The organism is Flavivirga spongiicola, assembly GCF_030540825.1.
GTDB lineage: Bacteria > Bacteroidota > Bacteroidia > Flavobacteriales > Flavobacteriaceae > Flavivirga > Flavivirga spongiicola.
Window position 1 is genome coordinate 2,724,234 of sequence record NZ_JAUOEO010000001.1, and the last position, 19,398, is coordinate 2,743,631.

Annotated in this window: 12 protein-coding genes; 11 read left to right on the forward strand and 1 reads right to left on the reverse strand. The window is 33.7% G+C overall.

Translation table 11 applies throughout. The features are described from left to right. The first annotated feature begins 461 nt into the window (after positions 1-461). The 7 genes from Q4Q47_RS10945 (at position 462) to queG (ending at position 9,704) form a co-directional block, all read left to right on the forward strand. Complete coding sequence (locus Q4Q47_RS10945) at positions 462-3,362, forward strand: Calx-beta domain-containing protein (protein ID WP_303306696.1); 2,901 nt, start codon at positions 462-464, stop codon at positions 3,360-3,362. 170 nt (positions 3,363-3,532) lie between these two features. Beyond that, the gene (gene ruvB, locus Q4Q47_RS10950; RefSeq protein WP_303306697.1) at positions 3,533-4,555 is read left to right on the forward strand and encodes a Holliday junction branch migration DNA helicase RuvB; all 1,023 of its coding nucleotides are present in this window, start codon (positions 3,533-3,535) and stop codon (positions 4,553-4,555) included. A gap of 209 nt (positions 4,556-4,764) precedes the next feature. Then, on the forward strand, positions 4,765-6,102 hold the full coding sequence (locus Q4Q47_RS10955) for a cytochrome P450 (protein ID WP_303306698.1): 1,338 nt from the start codon (positions 4,765-4,767) through the stop codon (positions 6,100-6,102). Between the two features lie 482 nt (positions 6,103-6,584). Next, on the forward strand, positions 6,585-6,860 hold the full coding sequence (locus Q4Q47_RS10960) for a hypothetical protein (protein ID WP_303306699.1): 276 nt from the start codon (positions 6,585-6,587) through the stop codon (positions 6,858-6,860). Positions 6,861-7,021: 161 nt separating this feature from the next. Further along, on the forward strand, positions 7,022-8,233 hold the full coding sequence (locus Q4Q47_RS10965) for a hypothetical protein (protein WP_303306700.1): 1,212 nt from the start codon (positions 7,022-7,024) through the stop codon (positions 8,231-8,233). Between the two features lie 64 nt (positions 8,234-8,297). Further along, positions 8,298-8,765: a DUF1573 domain-containing protein gene (locus Q4Q47_RS10970; RefSeq protein ID WP_303306701.1), complete on the forward strand. Its 468-nt coding sequence runs from the start codon at positions 8,298-8,300 to the stop codon at positions 8,763-8,765. 21 nt (positions 8,766-8,786) lie between these two features. Further along, positions 8,787-9,704, forward strand: coding sequence for a tRNA epoxyqueuosine(34) reductase QueG (queG, locus tag Q4Q47_RS10975; RefSeq protein ID WP_303306702.1), 918 nt, complete (start codon positions 8,787-8,789; stop codon positions 9,702-9,704). Positions 9,705-9,719: 15 nt separating this feature from the next. On the opposite strand, the gene Q4Q47_RS10980 is transcribed toward queG, so the two are convergent. Beyond that, complete coding sequence (locus Q4Q47_RS10980; RefSeq protein WP_303306703.1) at positions 9,720-10,742, reverse strand: LacI family DNA-binding transcriptional regulator; 1,023 nt, start codon at positions 10,740-10,742, stop codon at positions 9,720-9,722. A 172-nt stretch (positions 10,743-10,914) separates the two neighbouring features. On the opposite strand from Q4Q47_RS10980, the gene Q4Q47_RS10985 reads away from it, so the two are divergent. From Q4Q47_RS10985 to Q4Q47_RS23835, 4 genes are all read left to right on the forward strand, one after another. Continuing rightward, the gene (locus Q4Q47_RS10985) at positions 10,915-13,545 is read left to right on the forward strand and encodes a TonB-dependent receptor (protein WP_303306704.1); all 2,631 of its coding nucleotides are present in this window, start codon (positions 10,915-10,917) and stop codon (positions 13,543-13,545) included. Positions 13,546-13,826: 281 nt separating this feature from the next. After that, the gene (locus Q4Q47_RS10990; RefSeq protein ID WP_303306705.1) at positions 13,827-15,053 is read left to right on the forward strand and encodes an MFS transporter; all 1,227 of its coding nucleotides are present in this window, start codon (positions 13,827-13,829) and stop codon (positions 15,051-15,053) included. Beyond that, entirely contained in the window at positions 15,037-16,896 is a 1,860-nt protein-coding gene (locus Q4Q47_RS10995) for a trehalase family glycosidase (protein WP_303306706.1), read from the forward strand. The genes Q4Q47_RS10990 and Q4Q47_RS10995 overlap by 17 nt, the downstream gene beginning before the upstream one ends. Before the next feature lie 160 nt (positions 16,897-17,056). After that, positions 17,057-19,354 (forward strand): NADP-dependent malic enzyme, encoded by a 2,298-nt coding sequence (locus tag Q4Q47_RS23835; protein ID WP_303306707.1) that lies wholly within the window; start codon positions 17,057-17,059, stop codon positions 19,352-19,354. Positions 19,355-19,398: the final 44 nt, after the last annotated feature.

Below are 19,398 nucleotides of genomic sequence, written 5' to 3' on the forward strand. Positions count from 1 at the left end.
ATGTTATTTTAAAATCTAAAAACGCTGTGATTATATTGCATAGCATTGTTACGGAATTTATGAACAAGGTATTTAGATTTAAAAAGAACGAGTCGACATGTGATATTTTATACTCAAATTGGTATAGCCAACCAACCATTTATAACTAGCCATAATTTTAACCAGATTATTTGCTTAAGCCTTTCCAATTCGGAAAGGCTTTTTTGTGCCAAAATTGATCGATTTAGTATGAAATATCGATGAAAAGTACAAAAAATACGATTAAATGTTATTTTTCAGACATTTTTGTTTTATATTCGTATAAATAAATATTGAAAAATATTACAAGTCGACAGACTGATAACCTTTACAGTTTAAATATCATGAAAAAAATTATTTTAGTATTTCATTCAAATTATGAACTGAAACAAAAAAAGATCAAAAACCTTTTTTGTCTTTTACTAATTATGACATGTTTTCAAATGATTTCCCAAGATTTTTATAGGTTTGGAGGACTTGGAACAAATGACTCTGGTAGCATTGGATTTAAATCAATTTCTACAACATCAATATTAGAAGCTAGCAACCAAGCAACTAATGTTACTGGTAGTGTAGTAGGTGCAGAATTATTTTCCACAAATACAACTCCTGGGGCAACCGCGGTATTTACTATTAAAGCAGATGGAGTAAATGCCATATCTTTCGATGTGAATGATTTAACCATTTTTAACTATCTGTCACCAACAAATGGGCCATCTACTTATACAACAAATACTCAGATAGTTTTTAAAAATGCTGTAGGGAGTACAATTAGAACAATGACATTAAGTGCAAATAAATCGCTGTCTGAAAATAATTCAGGTGTTTCAATAGGCACTTTTTTTGACAACAATAATACCTTGCCCGTTACTGGAGTTTCGGAAATTGAATTTACTGTGAGCCCTCTAACAGACCAACCAGACGCATTTACCTTAAAAGGAATAACTATTAGCAATGTAGTAGAAGGTGCTGTGCCTACAGGTACTGCAACAATTAATTTTAATAATACAGGAATAACTAATAATAGAAAACTTGGAAAAACAGTTTCATTAGGACCGCTAAGTTTTTCAATAAATTCATTAGCAACCAACGATTTTGTTTCTTTTAGAGAAACCTCAGGATCTGGAGGTACTGGAGCGCTTTATGATGACAATGTCGATATTGGTGGAGTAACCAAATGGACTATTAAGCGTCACGGAGGAGATGAATTTGCTATTTCAAGTATTTATATTCAAGATTCTGGTGTTGGAGCTAGTACTTCGGGGACTTTAAAGGCTTATAAAGATGGTGCTCAGGTAGGGGCAACTGTTAATATTACTTTTGACGGGAATCAGGTATTATCTAGTAATACCGATTTTCAGGATATAGACGAATTATGGATTGAAGCAGTCGATTTAAATGTTTTTATTGATGATATAGTGTACTCAATACCATCAAGTTTATCGCTCCCTACTGTAACGACTCTAGCAAGTACCTTAGTTTTGTCGAACAGTGCCACACTTAATGGTGATGTAACCTCAGATGGAGGTGCAGCTATAACAGAAAGAGGCTTTGTATATGCATTAACTTCTACAGATCCCACGCCAACAGTGGCAGAATCTGGAGGTGCCAACGTAACTAAAGTAATCGTTTCTGGTACAACAGGAAGTTATAATCAAGCCATTTCGAGTTTACTCGCCTCCAGTAACTATAGCTTTTCTGCATACGCCATAAATAGTGAAGGAACGACAGAAGGGACAGTAGAAACATTTACAACATCAAATCCAACGGTAGCTTTTACATCTACTAGTTCTTCAGGAGCTGAAAGTGTTAACAGTGTAAATTTAGAAATTTCATTAAATACTATAAGCGGAAGTAATGTGTCTGTAAATTATGCTGTAACAGGAACAGCAACAGGAAGTGGTACAGATTATACTTTAGCAGATGGCTCATTAACCATTACAGCAGGAGATAGTAATAATGATATAACCATAGCCAGTATAGTATCTGATGCTATTTTGGAAGCTAACGAAACAGTTATAGTAACTATTTCGAGTCCAACGAATGCAACTTTAGGGACGAATCTGATACATACTTACACTATTAATAACGACGATAGTGCCGCAGTCACCATAGCCGATGTAAGCGGGAATGAAAACGATGGGGCCATCACGATAATGGCAATCTTGGACAATGCCGTACAGGGCGGTTTTACAGTAGACGTAAGTACGAGCGATGGAACCGCTACCACGGGGGGCAGTGATTATACGGCAGTGACAGGTCAGACCTTGACCTTTACAGGTAATGCCGGCGAGACACAAACGTTTACCGTGACCCCTACCGGAGATACAAAACTGGAGGCCAATGAAACGGTCACAATAGCCCAGTCCAACCTAGCAGCTACAGCCTTGTCGGTGGACATCACCGATGGAGCAACAGTAACGGTAAACAATGACGATGCAGCCGCAGTCACCATAGCCGATGTAAGCGGGAACGAGAACGATGGGGCTATCACGGTAACGGCAACCTTGGACAATGCCGTACAGGGCGGTTTTACAGTAGACGTAAGTACGAGCGATGGAACCGCTACCACTGGGGACAGTGATTATACGGCAGTGACAGGTCAGACCTTGACCTTTACAGGTAATGCCGGCGAGACACAAACGTTTACCGTGACCCCTACCGGAGATACAAAACTGGAGGCCAATGAAACGGTCACAATAGCCCAGTCCAACCTGGCAGCTACAGCCTTGTCGGTAGACATCACAGATGGCGCTACAGTAACTATTAATAATGATGATATTACAGTAACAGTTCTTACGGACGATGCCAGTAACATAATGACAACATCGGCAATCTTGGGAGGCAATGTCACGGACGAGGGAAGTACCAGTGTAACGGACCGGGGCATCGTTTACGCCCTGACAGCAGACGATAATGATCCTGAAATTGGAGATGCCAATACCACAAAATTACAGATAGGAGTTGGAGCGGGAGCATATAGCCAATCTGTTATGGGACTGAGCGACAATTCGGGATATTCATACAGATCTTATGCCATCAATAGTTCCGGAACAACTTACGGTACCGTAAAGACGTTTACTACCGCTACTTTGAGCCTTGAGGATAGACCATTAAAGGACTCGATAAGCTTATATCCAAATCCGATAGAAAATAACTTGTATATCGAAACAAATAATGTAGAAGTAGAACAGGTGACATTATTCGATGTTTTAGGAAAGTTTGTTGAAAATGTTGAGTTAGAGAATCAAACAGTTGATTTATCGAGTATCAATCCTGGGATATATCTTTTAAGGATAAAAGCGGAGGGAGGAACATTAGTAAAGAGAATAATCAAGAAATAAACCATAAATAGGGATCTAAATCTATTGTTTTAAACCAAATTATTTGCTTAAGCCTTTCTAATTCGGAAAGGCTTTTTGATTATATTTGCTTTAATAGATTTTTTGTCATACCATTTCTGGCATAAATTATTTAAGTAATAAAAAGATTCCTGCCTTCACAGGAAGTTGCTATGAACGAAAACCTAGACCCATCCAGCGAAAATTTCTCTCCAGAGGAATTAGATGTAGAAAAAAAATTAAGACCATTATCATTTGATGATTTTACAGGTCAGGATCAGGTTTTAGAGAATCTTCAAATTTTTGTTCAAGCAGCGAATTTAAGAACTGAAGCTTTAGACCATACCTTGTTTCACGGACCTCCAGGCCTGGGGAAAACAACTTTGGCACATATTTTAGCGAACGAATTAAATGTTGGTATCAAAGTAACATCAGGCCCCGTTTTAGATAAACCAGGAGACTTAGCAGGTTTGCTAACTAATTTAGATGAACGTGATGTCTTGTTTATTGATGAAATTCATAGATTGAGCCCCATAGTAGAAGAGTATTTGTACTCTGCGATGGAAGACTACAAGATTGATATCATGATTGAGTCTGGGCCTAATGCACGATCAGTGCAAATCAATTTAAATCCGTTTACGTTGGTTGGTGCTACAACCCGATCAGGATTATTAACCTCGCCGATGCGTGCGCGTTTTGGTATTCAAAGCAGGTTACAATATTATAAAACAGATTTATTAACAACCATCATACAGAGGAGTGCCAGTATTTTAGATATGCCAATATCTATGGAAGCAGCTATAGAAATTGCAGGACGAAGCAGAGGAACTCCAAGAATAGCAAATGCCTTATTACGCCGTGTCCGGGATTTTGCTCAGATAAAAGGAAATGGAACCATCGATATTAAAATTGCGAAATTTGCATTAGAAGCTTTAAATGTAGATGCGCACGGATTGGATGAAATGGACAACAAAATTTTATCAACTATCATAGATAAATTTAAAGGAGGGCCTGTTGGTATTACAACTATAGCAACTGCGGTTAGTGAAAGTCCAGAAACTATAGAAGAAGTTTATGAGCCCTTTTTAATTCAACAAGGGTTTATTATGCGAACACCTCGCGGACGGGAAGTTACCGAGCAAGCTTATAAGCATTTAGGTAGAATAAAAGGAGATATTCAAGGAGGGTTGTTTTAGTGTTAGTGTCAATTCCGAGACCTATATAAAAAGAAAATTAACTAACGTATAGAAGTGATGTTATTGGGTACGGGAGATCAAGTTAGTAGTTTTTGTCATTCCTGCGAAAGCAGGAATCTACTCGATATGAGAAATGGTATAATTATCATTTTAACATTGTTTTTCTGAAAAAGTTAAATAGAAACTGACGTTATTTTAATAATTTGTCCATGTCAAAATATAAGTATCCTAATAGAGTTCCTTTTTATAAATTCTTAATAAAATCATCTACCATAGCAAAAAACCCCATTCCATTTCACAATAAATGGTTTAATGAGGTAGGTGATACTTTTGCAATAAAATCCCCTTTTTATGGGCATATAGTTTTAACACGAGATGCTGTTATTACGAAGCACATGCTACAAAAAAACCATAAAGTTTATCATAAATCTAAAATTCAAACCACCTATTTATCAAAATATGTTGGTTATGGGTTATTAACTTCAAGTGGAGATTATTGGTTAAAACAACGTCGATTAATTCAACCAGCATTTCATAAAGAGAAAATTCAAAACCTCGTTGAGATTATAGATAAGGCTGTTAACGAACAAGTTAATAGAATTGATACTGAAGGGTTTGTTGATTTATACCCAATAATGAATGAATTAGCATTCGAAGTCGTTGCTAAATCATTGTTTGATTTTTCAGCAGAAAAAGAAACCTTAAAAAGGTTGCAGTTTATCATTGAAAAACTACAATTGTTTATTGTTAAAGAACTAAGGATGCCGTATAAGAAATTATGGTATACCCTATCAGGTGAGATCGCATACCATATGAAACTGGTAAAAGAAAGCCGAGGCATCATTAATACGATTATTGATCAAAGACGTGAGTCTGATGATGAACACGATGACCTTCTAGATATGTTACTCTCAGCAAAATATGAAGATGGAACAACCATGACAAATGAGCAATTAATTGATGAAATATTAATTCTATTTGTGGCAGGTCATGAAACAACAGCCAATGCTTTAACATTTACGTTAAAATTGCTGGCTCAAAATAAAGAAGAGTTAACAAAGGTTGAATCTGAGATTAAAAAAACCAGTGCTAAAAATTTAACGCCTTTACAAGAAATTTCTCAACTTAATTACACAAAGTGCTGTATTGAGGAGAGCCTCCGCTTATACCCTCCCGCTTGGATAACAGATAGAGTAAATATTGAAGATGATAAAATAAATGACTATGTACTAAAAAAAGGCACGATTATAGGAGCATCCATTTACGAATTACATAGAAATAAAAACTATTGGGATAGTCCAGAAGTATTCAAACCATCTCGTTTTTTTGAAGAAAACAGAAAAGGCATCATGCCTTATTACATGCCTTTTGGAGCAGGACCAAGATTATGTATAGGGAATAATTTTGCAATGTATGAAATGATTCTAGCTGTGAGCGCAATATTAAAAAGATTCCGTATGTCTACCGACAATGATACTATAAAAGTAAACCCTTTAATTACTTTAAAACCTGTGGATATTAAGATGAGGTTTACTTTGAAAACCTAAAGCATACTATTATGTCAGGCTGAGCCTTTCGGCTACGCTCAAGATAAACTAAAGTCGAAGCTCTAAGGTGCTACTTAATAATAAAGCACTTCGACTGCGCTCAGTGAGACATCATAGAATTCATTTATATTTACAGCATAATTATATAAAAAGAAAATTTAGCATAAGCAAGTTGTGATAATACCAGGAGCACAGTCGAAGACCAATAGAGAATGAATTTAAAAGCAAGCTATACAAACCTTATTAAAACCGAAGCCAAACGCCTCGGGTTTTTATCATGTGGTATAAGTAAGCAGCTTTTTTAAAAGCTGAAGCCCTCGTTTAGAAAAGTGACTCTAAAGACAAGTCTTATAGAAAATCTATGTTAAATATCTTTTTCGCACCAAAGACAAAGTGAAAGAAAATAAAACAATTAATATGTAAATTGCTTGCTAAAGCAGAAAATAGCCCTATTTTTGTTTAAATATTAAATATTAAATATTATGAAAAAAGTATTGAAGAGTATTGTAGCTCTAGTTTTGATTACCCTTTCCGTTATTTACGGAATAAAAAATACGGAAGTAAGTAATTTTTCTGACGTTTCTTTGTTTAATGTAATGCATATAAATATAGCAAACGCTGAAGAATCGGATTCAACACCTTGCTATTGCACTTGGTATGCTGTTTGTACGCCAAACGGAGCAGATGCATGTGGTGCTGTTGCTGCAGGATCCAATGCTAATTATTGGTGTTCTTATGGTGATGCTAATTGTAAGTGATTTAAGTTAAGGTTTTCTAGGCTAAAAAGACGAGTTTTGGTCTTAGAAGAATTGTTATTTGATTTTGTCTCAATGAGAATTAAATTTATATTTCTGCATTTTTTTAGTATGTATTTAGTAGGAGGAAATAGCGAAAATATAATAAATAACCTAAAGTTTTTATGTTTAAAAATGGAGTGTTTTACTATTATACTGTATTAAGTATTTTGTTTTGTCTATTATCTTGTAATAGTGACAGTAGTAAGCCTTTTGAAGATTTTTTCAATACTACAGTAAGTACTGAAAAAGAATTGGGATATGCTGTAGAAATAGAAAAAATAGCATTAGATCATATAGAATCGTCTTCATATATTGGAGAAATAGGGTATTTAAAAGACAACATCGCTTTTGTAGATTATAGATTCTGTTGGGTGTTTTTATTTGATTATGAAGGTAATTTGATTGATAAAAAAATTGGACACGGCAAAGGACCTAATGAACTTTTTATTGGACGCATAAGCGGATTTAGTTTTTTGTCAAATGGACAAAGTTTATTTCATGAAGCTTCTAACCGGGTTTTTGTTTTTGATAATAATTGGAAGAAAATAAAAGAAACTCGTATCAATTGGAAGGGAAGTCAAAAGTATGGCAAAGCTAGAAATATAAAAAGGCCATCTGCTAAAGAACCCATTATATATTCACCAGATTTTGGTAATTTAAAATTTAAAAATTTTAATAAAAAATGCTATTTCCCTATTTATTCTGAACATTCTAATTTTAATGGACTTATGGGAGGATATAAATATTATAAAGAAGGAAGGATACTTGCCGAACTTGATTTGTCAAATTATTCAGATATAAATATATTAAGACTGTTAGGTCGTAGAACACCTGAATTATTGAATTATTCATATTTGCCACATCATTCTACTTTCAATTTTGATATTGATTCTAAAGGATTTTTTTATATTGCCCATGAAATAGATTCTTTAATATATGTTTATGATCATGATTTTAACATAAAGTATGCTTTTGGGGTAGAAGGAGAAAATATGGACACAAATTATAAAGAATTAAAAAAACATGATGTAAAAAAGTTTAGAGAATTATTTTTTAACGATAGACCTAAACGAGGCTATTATAGTGATATAAAAGTTTTTGAGAGTAATGACCAGAATTTATTAGTTTTTAGATCATATAGAAAGAGTATTTCTAGTGCTTATGATGGTTTACAGATATATAAAAATAAAAAATTAATAGTTGATACTGAAGTGCCTAAAGGTTTTGAAGTTAAATACTATAAAAATGGATTTTACTATTCAAATGGGACAATAGAGGAAGAGGAAGAAAAAATAAGTTTTTATAAGCTTAAATTATACCATTCTGTGTTTTGATATTTCTTTTTCTTAATGTTTTAAGATGTACAACTCACAATAAATTTAAATTAATAAAGGTTTTATGAAATTGATTGCTTTTATATTTGTTACAGTAGTATGTTTTCTTTCGTGTAATTGGCAAGGCGAAAATAATCAGGAAAAAAGGAGTGTAATAAAAAAAGATATAAAATCAGAAGAAAAAAATATTGATTCAAATAAAGCTGCTGAATTAGTTGAGTTGGCAAAAATGAAATTTAAAACTAAGATTATTAATTTAGGAACAATTCCAAAAGGAGACTCTACAGTAAAAGGGCGATATACTTTTAAAAATATTGGTGAAGCCCCTTTATTTATTGAATATATTAATCCTGATTGTGTATGTACAGGCTATGAACATACAAAAGATTCAGTTGCAATTGGAGGCGAAGGTTATATTGATTTGACATTTAATATAAAAGATAGAGTAGGAAGTCAAAAATTGTATGCTATGCTTAAAGCTAATACAAAAGAAAAGTTTTATAAATTAACATTGAAATTAGATATTGAGTAATTTTTAAAAACTTTACTTATATTGAGTATTATTATCAATTCAAACCTCATAAAAACCGAAGCAAAACGCCTCGGTTTTTTATCATGCGGTATTAGTAAAGCTAGCTTTTTAGAAGAAGAAGCCCCTCGATTAGAAAATTGGTTAAACAAGAATATGCATGGGCAAATGCAATACATGGAAAACCATTTTGATAAACGCTTAGACCCAACAAAACTGGTAAAAGGTTCTAAAAGTGTTGTTTCATTATTGTTAAACTACTACCCAAGCCAAGAGCAAACGGCCAATAGTTATAAACTATCTAAATATGCTTATGGAAGAGACTATCATTTTGTAATAAAAGATAAACTTAAATCACTTTTAAACTTTATTCAAGAAGAAATAGGAGAGGTCGAAGGGAGAGCTTTTGTAGATTCAGCTCCCGTTTTAGATAAAGCTTGGGCTGCAAAAAGTGGACTAGGTTGGATTGGGAAACACAGTAATTTATTAACCCAACAAGCAGGCTCTTTTTATTTTATTGCAGAACTTATTATTGATTTGGATCTAGAATACGATTTACCAACAACAGATCATTGCGGTACGTGTACCGCATGTATTGATGCCTGTCCAACACAAGCAATAACAGAACCTTATGTGGTAGATGGAAGTAAATGTATTTCCTATTTCACTATAGAATTAAAAGAAAATATTCCAACAGAATTTAAAGGACAATTTGATGATTGGATGTTTGGTTGCGATGTATGTCAAGATGTTTGTCCGTGGAACCGATTCTCAAAACCACATAACGAACCACTTTTTAATCCACATCCAGAATTGTTATCCATGACCAAAAAAGATTGGGAAGAGATAACAGAAGATACGTTTAAGAAGGTATTTCAAAAATCTGCAGTAAAACGGACAAAGTTTTCAGGTTTAAAAAGAAACATCGATTTTTTAAAATAGAAATAGTATAATTAATTAACAAGAATCTCTAATTATTAACTCAGTAGGAAGCACGACAATTTGAGGTTCAATAGGCATATCGTTGTGTTTAGAATCAATCTCTTGAAATACGATATGAGCAGATTTTTCGCCCATTTCATAACCATGTTGCTCAACCGAAGAGAGCGCTGGACTAATTACAGAAGCCATAAACCAATTACTAAAGCCAAACAATGCAATATCTTCAGGGATCTTAATATTATGATCGGTAAAATATTTAATAATACCTATAGCAATAACATCGGTAATTGTAAAAATAGCATCTATCGTTTTACCATGATCTTTTAACAGTTTTTCTGCATTGCTATACCCATCTTCAAAATCAGAATTATTATTACACATATATACCAGTGTAGGGTCGAAGTCTATATCGTGATCTAACAATGCTTGCTTATAACCTAAAAAACGATCTATAGAATTTTGAGGATTTAGATCCCCTCTAAAATGAGCAATTCGCCTATGCCCTTTTTTTATTAAATGAGAAACAACATCGTATGCAGCCTTTCTGTCATCAACGATGACTTTAGAACATTTAACCGTTTTTGCTATTTTATCAAATAGAACTAAAGGGATATCATGATCAATTATTTTTTGAAGATGCTCAAAATTATTGGTTTTGTTAGATAAAGAGATTAAAATGCCATCTACACCTTTGCTAATAAGCAAATCAACCTGTTTTTTTTCAAGCTCATAGTTTTCATTAGAATGTAAAAGAATAACTAAATAATCCTTTTTTTCTGCTTCTTTTAAAATACCTTTAATAACATTTGAGAAAAAATGATGAACCGTAGCAGGAACAATAACACCTATAGTTTTAGACTGTTGCATTCTTAAGCTGACAGCAAATGAGTTTGGAATATAATTTAAGTCTTTTGCTAAATCTAATACACGCTGTCTTGTTTTTTTACTTACATCAGGGTAGTCCTTAAGAGCTTTAGAAACTGTTGTTACAGAAATATTCAATTCTTCTGCAATTTGTTTTAAAGTTATAGTTTTCATGTTATGAATGTAAAAATTACTAAATTATGAATAATTATTTAGTAATAGAAAACGACTGTAAAGCTTTCGAAAACGTTTTCGGTAAAATCGAAAACGTTTTCGAAAAATATTTGAATGGTTAAAATATCTGGAAAAGTATATTTGAGTAACTTAAACTAAAAAAGAACTAATTATGTTACAACAAATTACAATCTTAAAAAAGCTTTGTTTTACAATGCTGGCTTTAATGTCCAGTATAGCAATAGCTCAAAATGGAAGCATTGAAGGAACTATAACAGATACTAATGGGAGCCCACTACCAGGAGTTAATGTAGTTATTCAAAATACTAGTAAAGGATCTGTTACAGATTTTGATGGAAATTATGTAATAAGTAATGTAGAAGATGGAAGTTTTACACTTGTAGTTTCCTATATAGGCTTTAAAACTCAGGAACTTTCTTTTACAGTGAGCGGCAGTAGTGTACAACTAAATGTAACGCTTCAGGAAGATTTAATGTCATTAAGCGAAGTCGTTGTAACAGGTTCTGGAAACCCAAGAAAGAAAATGGAATCAAGTGTTGCAATTACGACTATGGGTTCTAAACAAATAGAAGAACAAGCGCCACAAAGCACAGCAGACTTATTACAATCTATACCGGGGTTTTTGGTTGAAACATCAGGGGGAGAAACAGGAAACAACTTATTTGCAAGAGGTATTCCAACAGCAGGAGCCTATGAGTATGTTCAATTTCAAGAAGACGGTATGCCTGTCTTTGAAGATGGCGCCTTACAATTTGCTAACATCGATAACTTTCAAAGAACAGACGCTACTGTTAAAAGATTAGAGGCCGTAAAAGGAGGTACAGCCTCTATATATGCTTCTGGAGCTCCAGGAGGTATCATTAACTTTATTTCGAATACAGGTCAAAATGAATTTAAAGGTACTACAAAATTAACAGTAGGCGATTACGGTTTATTTAGAACAGATTTTAATCTTGGAGGGGCCATTGTTCAAGATAAATTGTTTTATAATGTCGGTGGTTTTTATAGAGTAGATGATGGAATTAGAGATCCAGGATATAAAGCGAATAATGGTGGACAAGTTAAGTTTAATATGACTTATAGATTTGATAAAGGGTATGCACGTCTCTATTTTAAAAATTTAGATGACAGAACGATTTTTTATCAATCAACACCTTTCGTTAAAAGAGGAGATGATGTAAAAGAATACCCTGGATTTGATGCTAATTACGGAACATTTGCGAATCGTGAAATGACTAAAATAAATGTACCGCAAGGTGGTGGTGGATTTTTTAAAGCAGATTTAGAAGATGGGATTCATCCAAGAACGAATGCTATTGGAGGGGAATTTAAATACCAACTTTCAGACATAGTTTCAGTAAAAAATAGTTTCAAGAATACAGATATTAATTTAGATTACAATGCCATTTTTGCTGCCGCATGGATGGGAGGTATTACCAGTCAGGCAGATTATGCTGCCGATCTGGGAATTGCCAATGGCGATGCTGTTTTTACATATAACAATGGAGGTGCTACATTAGGATCTAATATTAATCTAAAAAGAGCTGACTTTTGGAATATTAGAAAGCAGATGAACAATTTTGCTAATAATTTAGCATTCAACTTTAACTGGGATAAGATTAATTTAAATGTAGGATATTATTATTCTAACTGGAAATCAAATCAAAATTGGAATTGGAGCAGTTTCTTAACAAGTGTCGAAGATGAAGGGCGATTAGTAAATCTGGTGGATTCTAATACGGGAACAGCATATACATACAATGGTATCTCTGGGATATCATGGTTGCAAAGAGAATCTCAAATAAAAGGAACATTAAATGCCATTTTTTTAGACGCTGAAATTGAGGCGAGCGAAGATTTAACTTTAAATTTTGGTTTTAGATATGATGATGATAAGTATTCAGGAGCAGGAGACCATGGAACCTGGGGTAACGATATTGGGATATTGCCAAATAACACAGCAGATAATGGTGTAAATGTTTTAAGAGGAGATTATGTTTATTGGGATTATGATGTAAGTGAAATCTCTTATACAGGAGCAGCAAACTATAAGTTTAATGATAATATGGCATCATATTTAAGATACAGTAGAGGATTTAGGTCTCCTATTGAAGAAGCCTTTTACATTGCCGTTGAAAGTGGAGAAGGAAACCAAAATCAAGCTTTTCAAGATTTAGAACCTACCAAGGTAAACCAAACAGAACTTGGGTTTAAATATTCATCCGAGAAAATAGCCTTATTTGCGAATCTGTTTCACATGAAATTAGACAACATAACCTATCAGGATATAGGAGCAGGAGGCGTCTCTGAAAGAAAGTTTGCAAACGTAAAAAATATAGGTTTAGAACTTGAGGCTATCTTAAAATTAGGAAATTTTAATGCCACATTAAATGGAACACTTCAAAATCCGGAATATGATGGTTATGAAGGGTCTCAGACTGCTTTAAATGGGAATTTAGCAAGAAGAATTTCAAAATTTTATTATAACATCCGACCAGATTATAATATAACGGATAACTTTAATGTATACGCTAAGTATTCTTATTTTGGAAAAAAATATCATGATATTGAGAATACGTTTGAACTACCAGGATTTGGTGTCGTAAATGCAGGAGCATCCTATAAAGTAAACAATTTAAGGTTCGGATTAGATGCATCAAACTTATTTAATACAATTGGACTTACCGAAGGGGATGGTGCTGCACCAGCAGATGGAGATGTGTTTTTAGGAAGGTCAATTCTAGGTAGAGCAGTAAGGGTATCAGTAGCAATTAATTTTTAATTAAAGAGTCCTTAATATGAAATAAATATAATGAGGATGTCTGAAAACTGTCATTTTGAGCGTAGCTGAAAAATCTCAATACACTGATAATCTCGTGTTTAATTTTAAAGAAATTCTTCACAGCTTCGCTGCTACCTTCGGAACAAAATATATTTTGTTCCGAAGGTAATATTCAGAATGACAGTTTTTAGAATTTTTAGACAGCCTCTTTATACGAATTCCTGAATGTGCAGAAATTTTTAGTTTCTTCATTTTTCAGAAAACCAAAGAATTTTAAACAGATGAAAAACCTAGGAATTAAAGCGGCTCTATACATTAATTATTTTGTGTTTGCTATTTTGCTAAATAGCGTAGGGATAGTCATTAAGCAAGCCATAGATAATTATAATGTAAGTGAAACAAGCGCAAGTATTCTGGAAGCTTTTAAAGATTTACCAATAGCTTTTGTGTCATTTTTTGTGGCCTCGTTTTTGCCCAAAATAGGCTATAAAAAAAGTATGTTGTTAGCGCTTTTAATAGTGTTTTTTGGATGTGTTTATATGTATTATGGAAATACATTTGGAAGTACTAAAGTGCTGTTTTTAACAATTGGAGTAGCCTTTGCTTTTATTAAGGTTTCTGTGTATTCTATGATTGGTTTACTAACAAAAACCAAGAAAGAACATAGTAGTTTTATGAGTTCTATAGAAGGGTTTTTTATGGTAGGAATCGCTTTAGCGTATTTTATATTCCCTGCTTTTTTCGATGCATCTAACCCAGATGCCTGGTTGCGAGTATACCTGTTTTTGGCAGGGATGATAGCAGTTTCATTTATAATTCTGTTATTCTCGAAAATAAATATAGAAGCAGAAGTCTCCAACAAATCTTTATCTCAGGATTTTTTAGAAATGATAAAATTAATGGCATTACCATTAGTTATCTTTTTTATCCTGAGCGCATTCTTATTTGTAATGGTAGAGCAAGGTATTATGACTTGGTTACCTACATTTAACAAAAATGTATTATCACTTAGTGATTCATTAAGTGTTCAAATGGCAAGTATTTTAGCCATTTCACTAGCGGTAGGTAGATTACTTGCAGGTGTTATTGTGAAAAGAATACCTTGGTTGTCAATAGTAACAACCTGTTTGGTTATATCAATGTTCATAGTTGTTTTAGTATTGCCAAACATACTGGATTCAAAGGCTATCGAAATTAAAAGTGTACTCGACATCCCGTTAATAGGGTTCGTGTTTCCGATTATTGGACTTTTTATAGCTCCAATTTATCCACTTATAAGTTCTACGGTGCTATCGGCATTACCTAAAAAAATGCACAGTTCTATGACAGGACTAATAGTTATTTTTTCTGCTTTAGGAGGAACACTAGGTTCCAGAATAATAGGGTATCTATTTGAACACATAGGTGGGAGAAAAGCATTTTTCTTTATGTTAATTCCTATGATTATTCTAATAATCACACTTTTTATGTTAAACAAAATGACGAAGAAATATGAAGTTGCCCGTTGATAAGTCTAAACTTATAGATCAATTAATAAAACAAGAAGATACTACAGGAAGCCATACAATAACTATTGATGATTTAGGAAAAAAAGAATTTTTTATAGAAAATGAAGAAGGTAATAGTGTCCTTATAAAAGGAACTTATCATTTATCTAATCTGTTGCAAGAAGCAGCACTTTTAACTAATCATAAAGGGAATATCCTTTTAGAACATATAGTTGAAGAACCAGTAACACGAACATCCAGAGTTATTAAAGATTACTATTGGGATAAACTCACCAGAAGTTTTGATAACGAAGGGGTATTAAATGTACTGGAAGATGAAAAAATGCAAGGTGATTTTTTGCGGTTATATGTGCCAGAATCTGATGTTGAAGCACTAGAGTTTTATAAACAAAAAACAATGGCGTATGGGCATGTTAAAGTTGAAACGATTCCAGAAAATATTTCAAATGAGGAAATAATTGCTTTAAACCAAAAGCCAGGAATTTTAGCATTAGCGTATTCAAAAGAGAAAAAGAAAAGTATCCCATTTGTTGTGCCGGGAGGCCGCTTTAATGAAATGTATGGATGGGATAGCTATTTTATTGGCTTAGGTCTTATAATCGATGATAAATTTGAACTTGCTCAGGCTATGATTGATAATTTAGAGTACCAAATTATTCATTACGGGAAAATATTAAATGCCAATCGTAGTTATTATTTGTCTCGGTCTCAGCCACCATTTTTCACATCATTTATTAAAGAGTTTTACGAAACCTATTCTAATAAATTACAACTAAATTGGTTACAACAAAAATTGACCACAGCTATTTCTGAATATTTTAATGTTTGGATGACTGAAAATGTGAGATTAACCGATACACAATTAAATCGCTATTTTGGAGAAGGTACAGGAGTTCCTAATGAAACAGAGCCAGAACATTTTGATGCTATATTTAAAATCTTTGCAAAAAAACATAACATACCGTTTATAGAATTTAAAGAAAAGTATAAACAAAACGAAATTGTTGATGAAGCCTTAGATAAGTATTTCGTACACGATAGAAGCATGAGAGAAAGCGGGCACGATACAACAAATAGATTAGATGATTGTTCAGCACACCTGAATTCCGTTGATTTAAATAGTTTGCTATATAAATATGAAACAGATATAGCCTATCTTATTGCATCGTATTTTAACGATTCGTTTTCATATAACAATAATACTTTTAGTTCAGCTGAATGGTTGCAACGTGCAAACAAACGAAAGCAGTTAATGATAGGTTATATGTGGAACGAAAAAGAGTCTGTGTTTTATGACTACAATTTTGTTAAAAAGAAGCAACAACCATGCATTTCAACAACAAACCTTTACCCGTTATGGACAAATTTATGTACAGAAGAACAAGCAGAAAGCATAGTTAAGAAACAATTACCCAATTTAATTTGTAAAGGAGGTTTAGCATCAACATCTGGTTTAGAGGCCATGCCAAAAGATGCAACCGAAAGACAATGGGATTTTCCTTATGGTTGGGCACCACACCAAATGTTAATTTGGCAAGGACTAAAAAATTATGGGTTTGAAACGAAAGCACAAGAACTTATTTATAGATGGTTATGGCTCATTGTAAAAACAGCTGTAAATTATAATGGTTTAATACCAGAAAAGTTTGATGTTAATACATGTACACATCAAGTAGATGTAGAATACGGTAATGTAGGAACAAATTTCAAATATGTTACAGATGGAGGTTTTGGTTGGACCAATGCATCGTATAAATTAGGTATTGAGCTTTTAGAAGCTAAATATTTAAACAGCTTGAATATGCTTACAGACCCAGATTCAATCTTTCCAAAAAGCACATAAAATTTAAAAAGAAACATCAATTTTTTAAAAGAATAGAGGTTTCCTTAATAGGATTGCTATCTTTGTTAGTTAAATTAAAAATTCCTTTAAGTACAACTTAAAGGTTTCTTTTTTAAATTGTCATTCTCGCAGATGCGGGAATCATTAATTAACAATAATTATGAGCGAAGAAAGTAAACGAAGAGAGGCCCTTATATATCATGCGAAACCAACCCCAGGAAAGATAAAGGTAGTTCCAACCAAAAAATACGCCAGTCAAAGAGATTTGTCTCTAGCCTATTCGCCAGGCGTAGCAGAACCTTGTTTAGAGATTGAAAAAAACACAGAAAACGCCTATAAATATACGGCGAAAGGAAATCTAGTAGCTGTAATTTCCAACGGAACGGCAGTTTTAGGTTTAGGAAATATTGGTCCCGAAGCATCAAAGCCGGTGATGGAAGGAAAAGGGCTTCTATTTAAGATTTTTGCTGATATTGATGTGTTTGATATTGAGGTAGGTACCGAAAATGTTGATGAGTTTATCCAAACTGTAAAAATGATTGCACCTACTTTCGGTGGCATCAATTTGGAAGATATTAAAGCTCCCGAAGCTTTCGAAATAGAAAGACGTCTTAAAGAAGAACTGGATATTCCTGTTATGCATGATGATCAACACGGCACAGCTATTATTTCTGCTGCTGCGTTGATAAATGCAGTAGAATTAGCAGAAAAAAAGATTGAAAAAATTAAAATAGTAATAAGTGGCGCAGGTGCCGCTGCTATTTCTTGTTCTCGCTTATATCAAGCCTGTGGCGCAAAACGAGAAAACATGGTGATGTTGGATAGTAAAGGTGTTATAAGAAATGATAGAGAAAACCTTTCTAAAGAAAAAGCAGAATTTGCTACCCATAGAAAAATAGATACGCTAGATGAAGCTATGAAAGATGCCGATGTTTTTATTGGTCTTTCAATGGCAAATATTGTATCTCCGGAAATGTTGTTGGCAATGGCAAAAAATCCAATTGTTTTTGCTATGGCTAATCCCGATCCGGAAATAAAGTATGACATCGCAGTAGCTACTCGTAAAGATATCATTATGGCAACGGGTCGTAGCGATCATCCCAATCAAGTAAATAACGTATTAGGATTTCCGTTTATATTTAGAGGCGCGCTAGATGTTCGTGCTACAAAGATAAACGAAGCTATGAAAATGGCTGCTGTTAAAGCATTAGCAAAATTAGCAAAAGAACCTGTCCCAGAGCAAGTTAATATAGCTTACGGAGAAACCAGACTCACGTTTGGTAAAAATTATATTATACCAAAACCTTTTGATCCTCGACTGATTGCCGAAGTGCCTCCAGCTGTAGCAAAAGCGGCTATGGAAAGCGGTGTGGCTAAACATCCTATTACCGATTGGGAAAAGTATAAAGACGTATTGTTAGAGCGCTTGGGTTCTGATAATAAGTTGGTAAGATTACTTTTAAATAGAGCAAAACTGAATCCGAAACGTGTTGTATTTGCTGAAGCAGACCAACTAGATGTTTTAAAAGCTGCTCAAATAGCGTATGAAGAAGGGATAGCACACCCCATTCTATTAGGAAGAAAAGAAACCATAGAGTCTCTAATGGCGGAAATTGAGTTTGATGCAGATATTCCTATAATTGATCCAAAAACAGAAGAAGAGAACGAACGTAAAAACAAGTATGCTAAAGTATATTGGGAGCAACGTAAACGAAGAGGCGTAACGTATTATTCTGCACAACGCTTAATGAGAGAGCGTAATTATTTTGCGGCTATGATGGTTAATGAAGGTGATGCCGATGCTCTTATTTCCGGGTATTCTCGTAATTATCCAACAGTAGTAAAGCCTATGTTGGAACTTATTGGAATGGTGCATGGTGTTACCCGTATAGCAACAACCAATTTAATGATGACAAAAAGAGGACCTCTATTTTTAAGTGATACCTCTATAAATATTAACCCTAGTGCCAAGGACTTAGCTAAGATCACCCAAATGACAGCTAAGGTAATTAAGATGTTTGGTTTAGATCCTGTGTTAGCCATGGTGTCCTATTCTAATTTTGGATCTTCAGATAATGAAAAAGCATCAAAGATTAGAGAGGCCGTATCTTATTTACATCGTCATTTCCCAGAGATGAAGGTAGATGGTGAATTACAAACGGATTTTGCGTTAAATGATGATATGCTACGGGAGAAGTTTCCATTTTCAAAGTTGGTTGGAAAGAAAGTAAATGCATTAGTTTTTCCAAATCTGGATTCGGCAAATATCACTTATAAATTATTAAAAGAATTGCATGAAGCCGATTCTATAGGGCCTATTATGATGGGTATGAAAAAACCAGTGCATATTCTACAATTAGGAGCGAGTGTTGATGAAATTGTGAATATGACCGCGATAGCTGTCATTGACGCTCAACATAAAGAAAAGTGGGAGTTAGAAAATGCTGGAAGGAAGTAACTTAGTGCGATAATTTTATTACATTTGGTCGGTTAACGAACTTT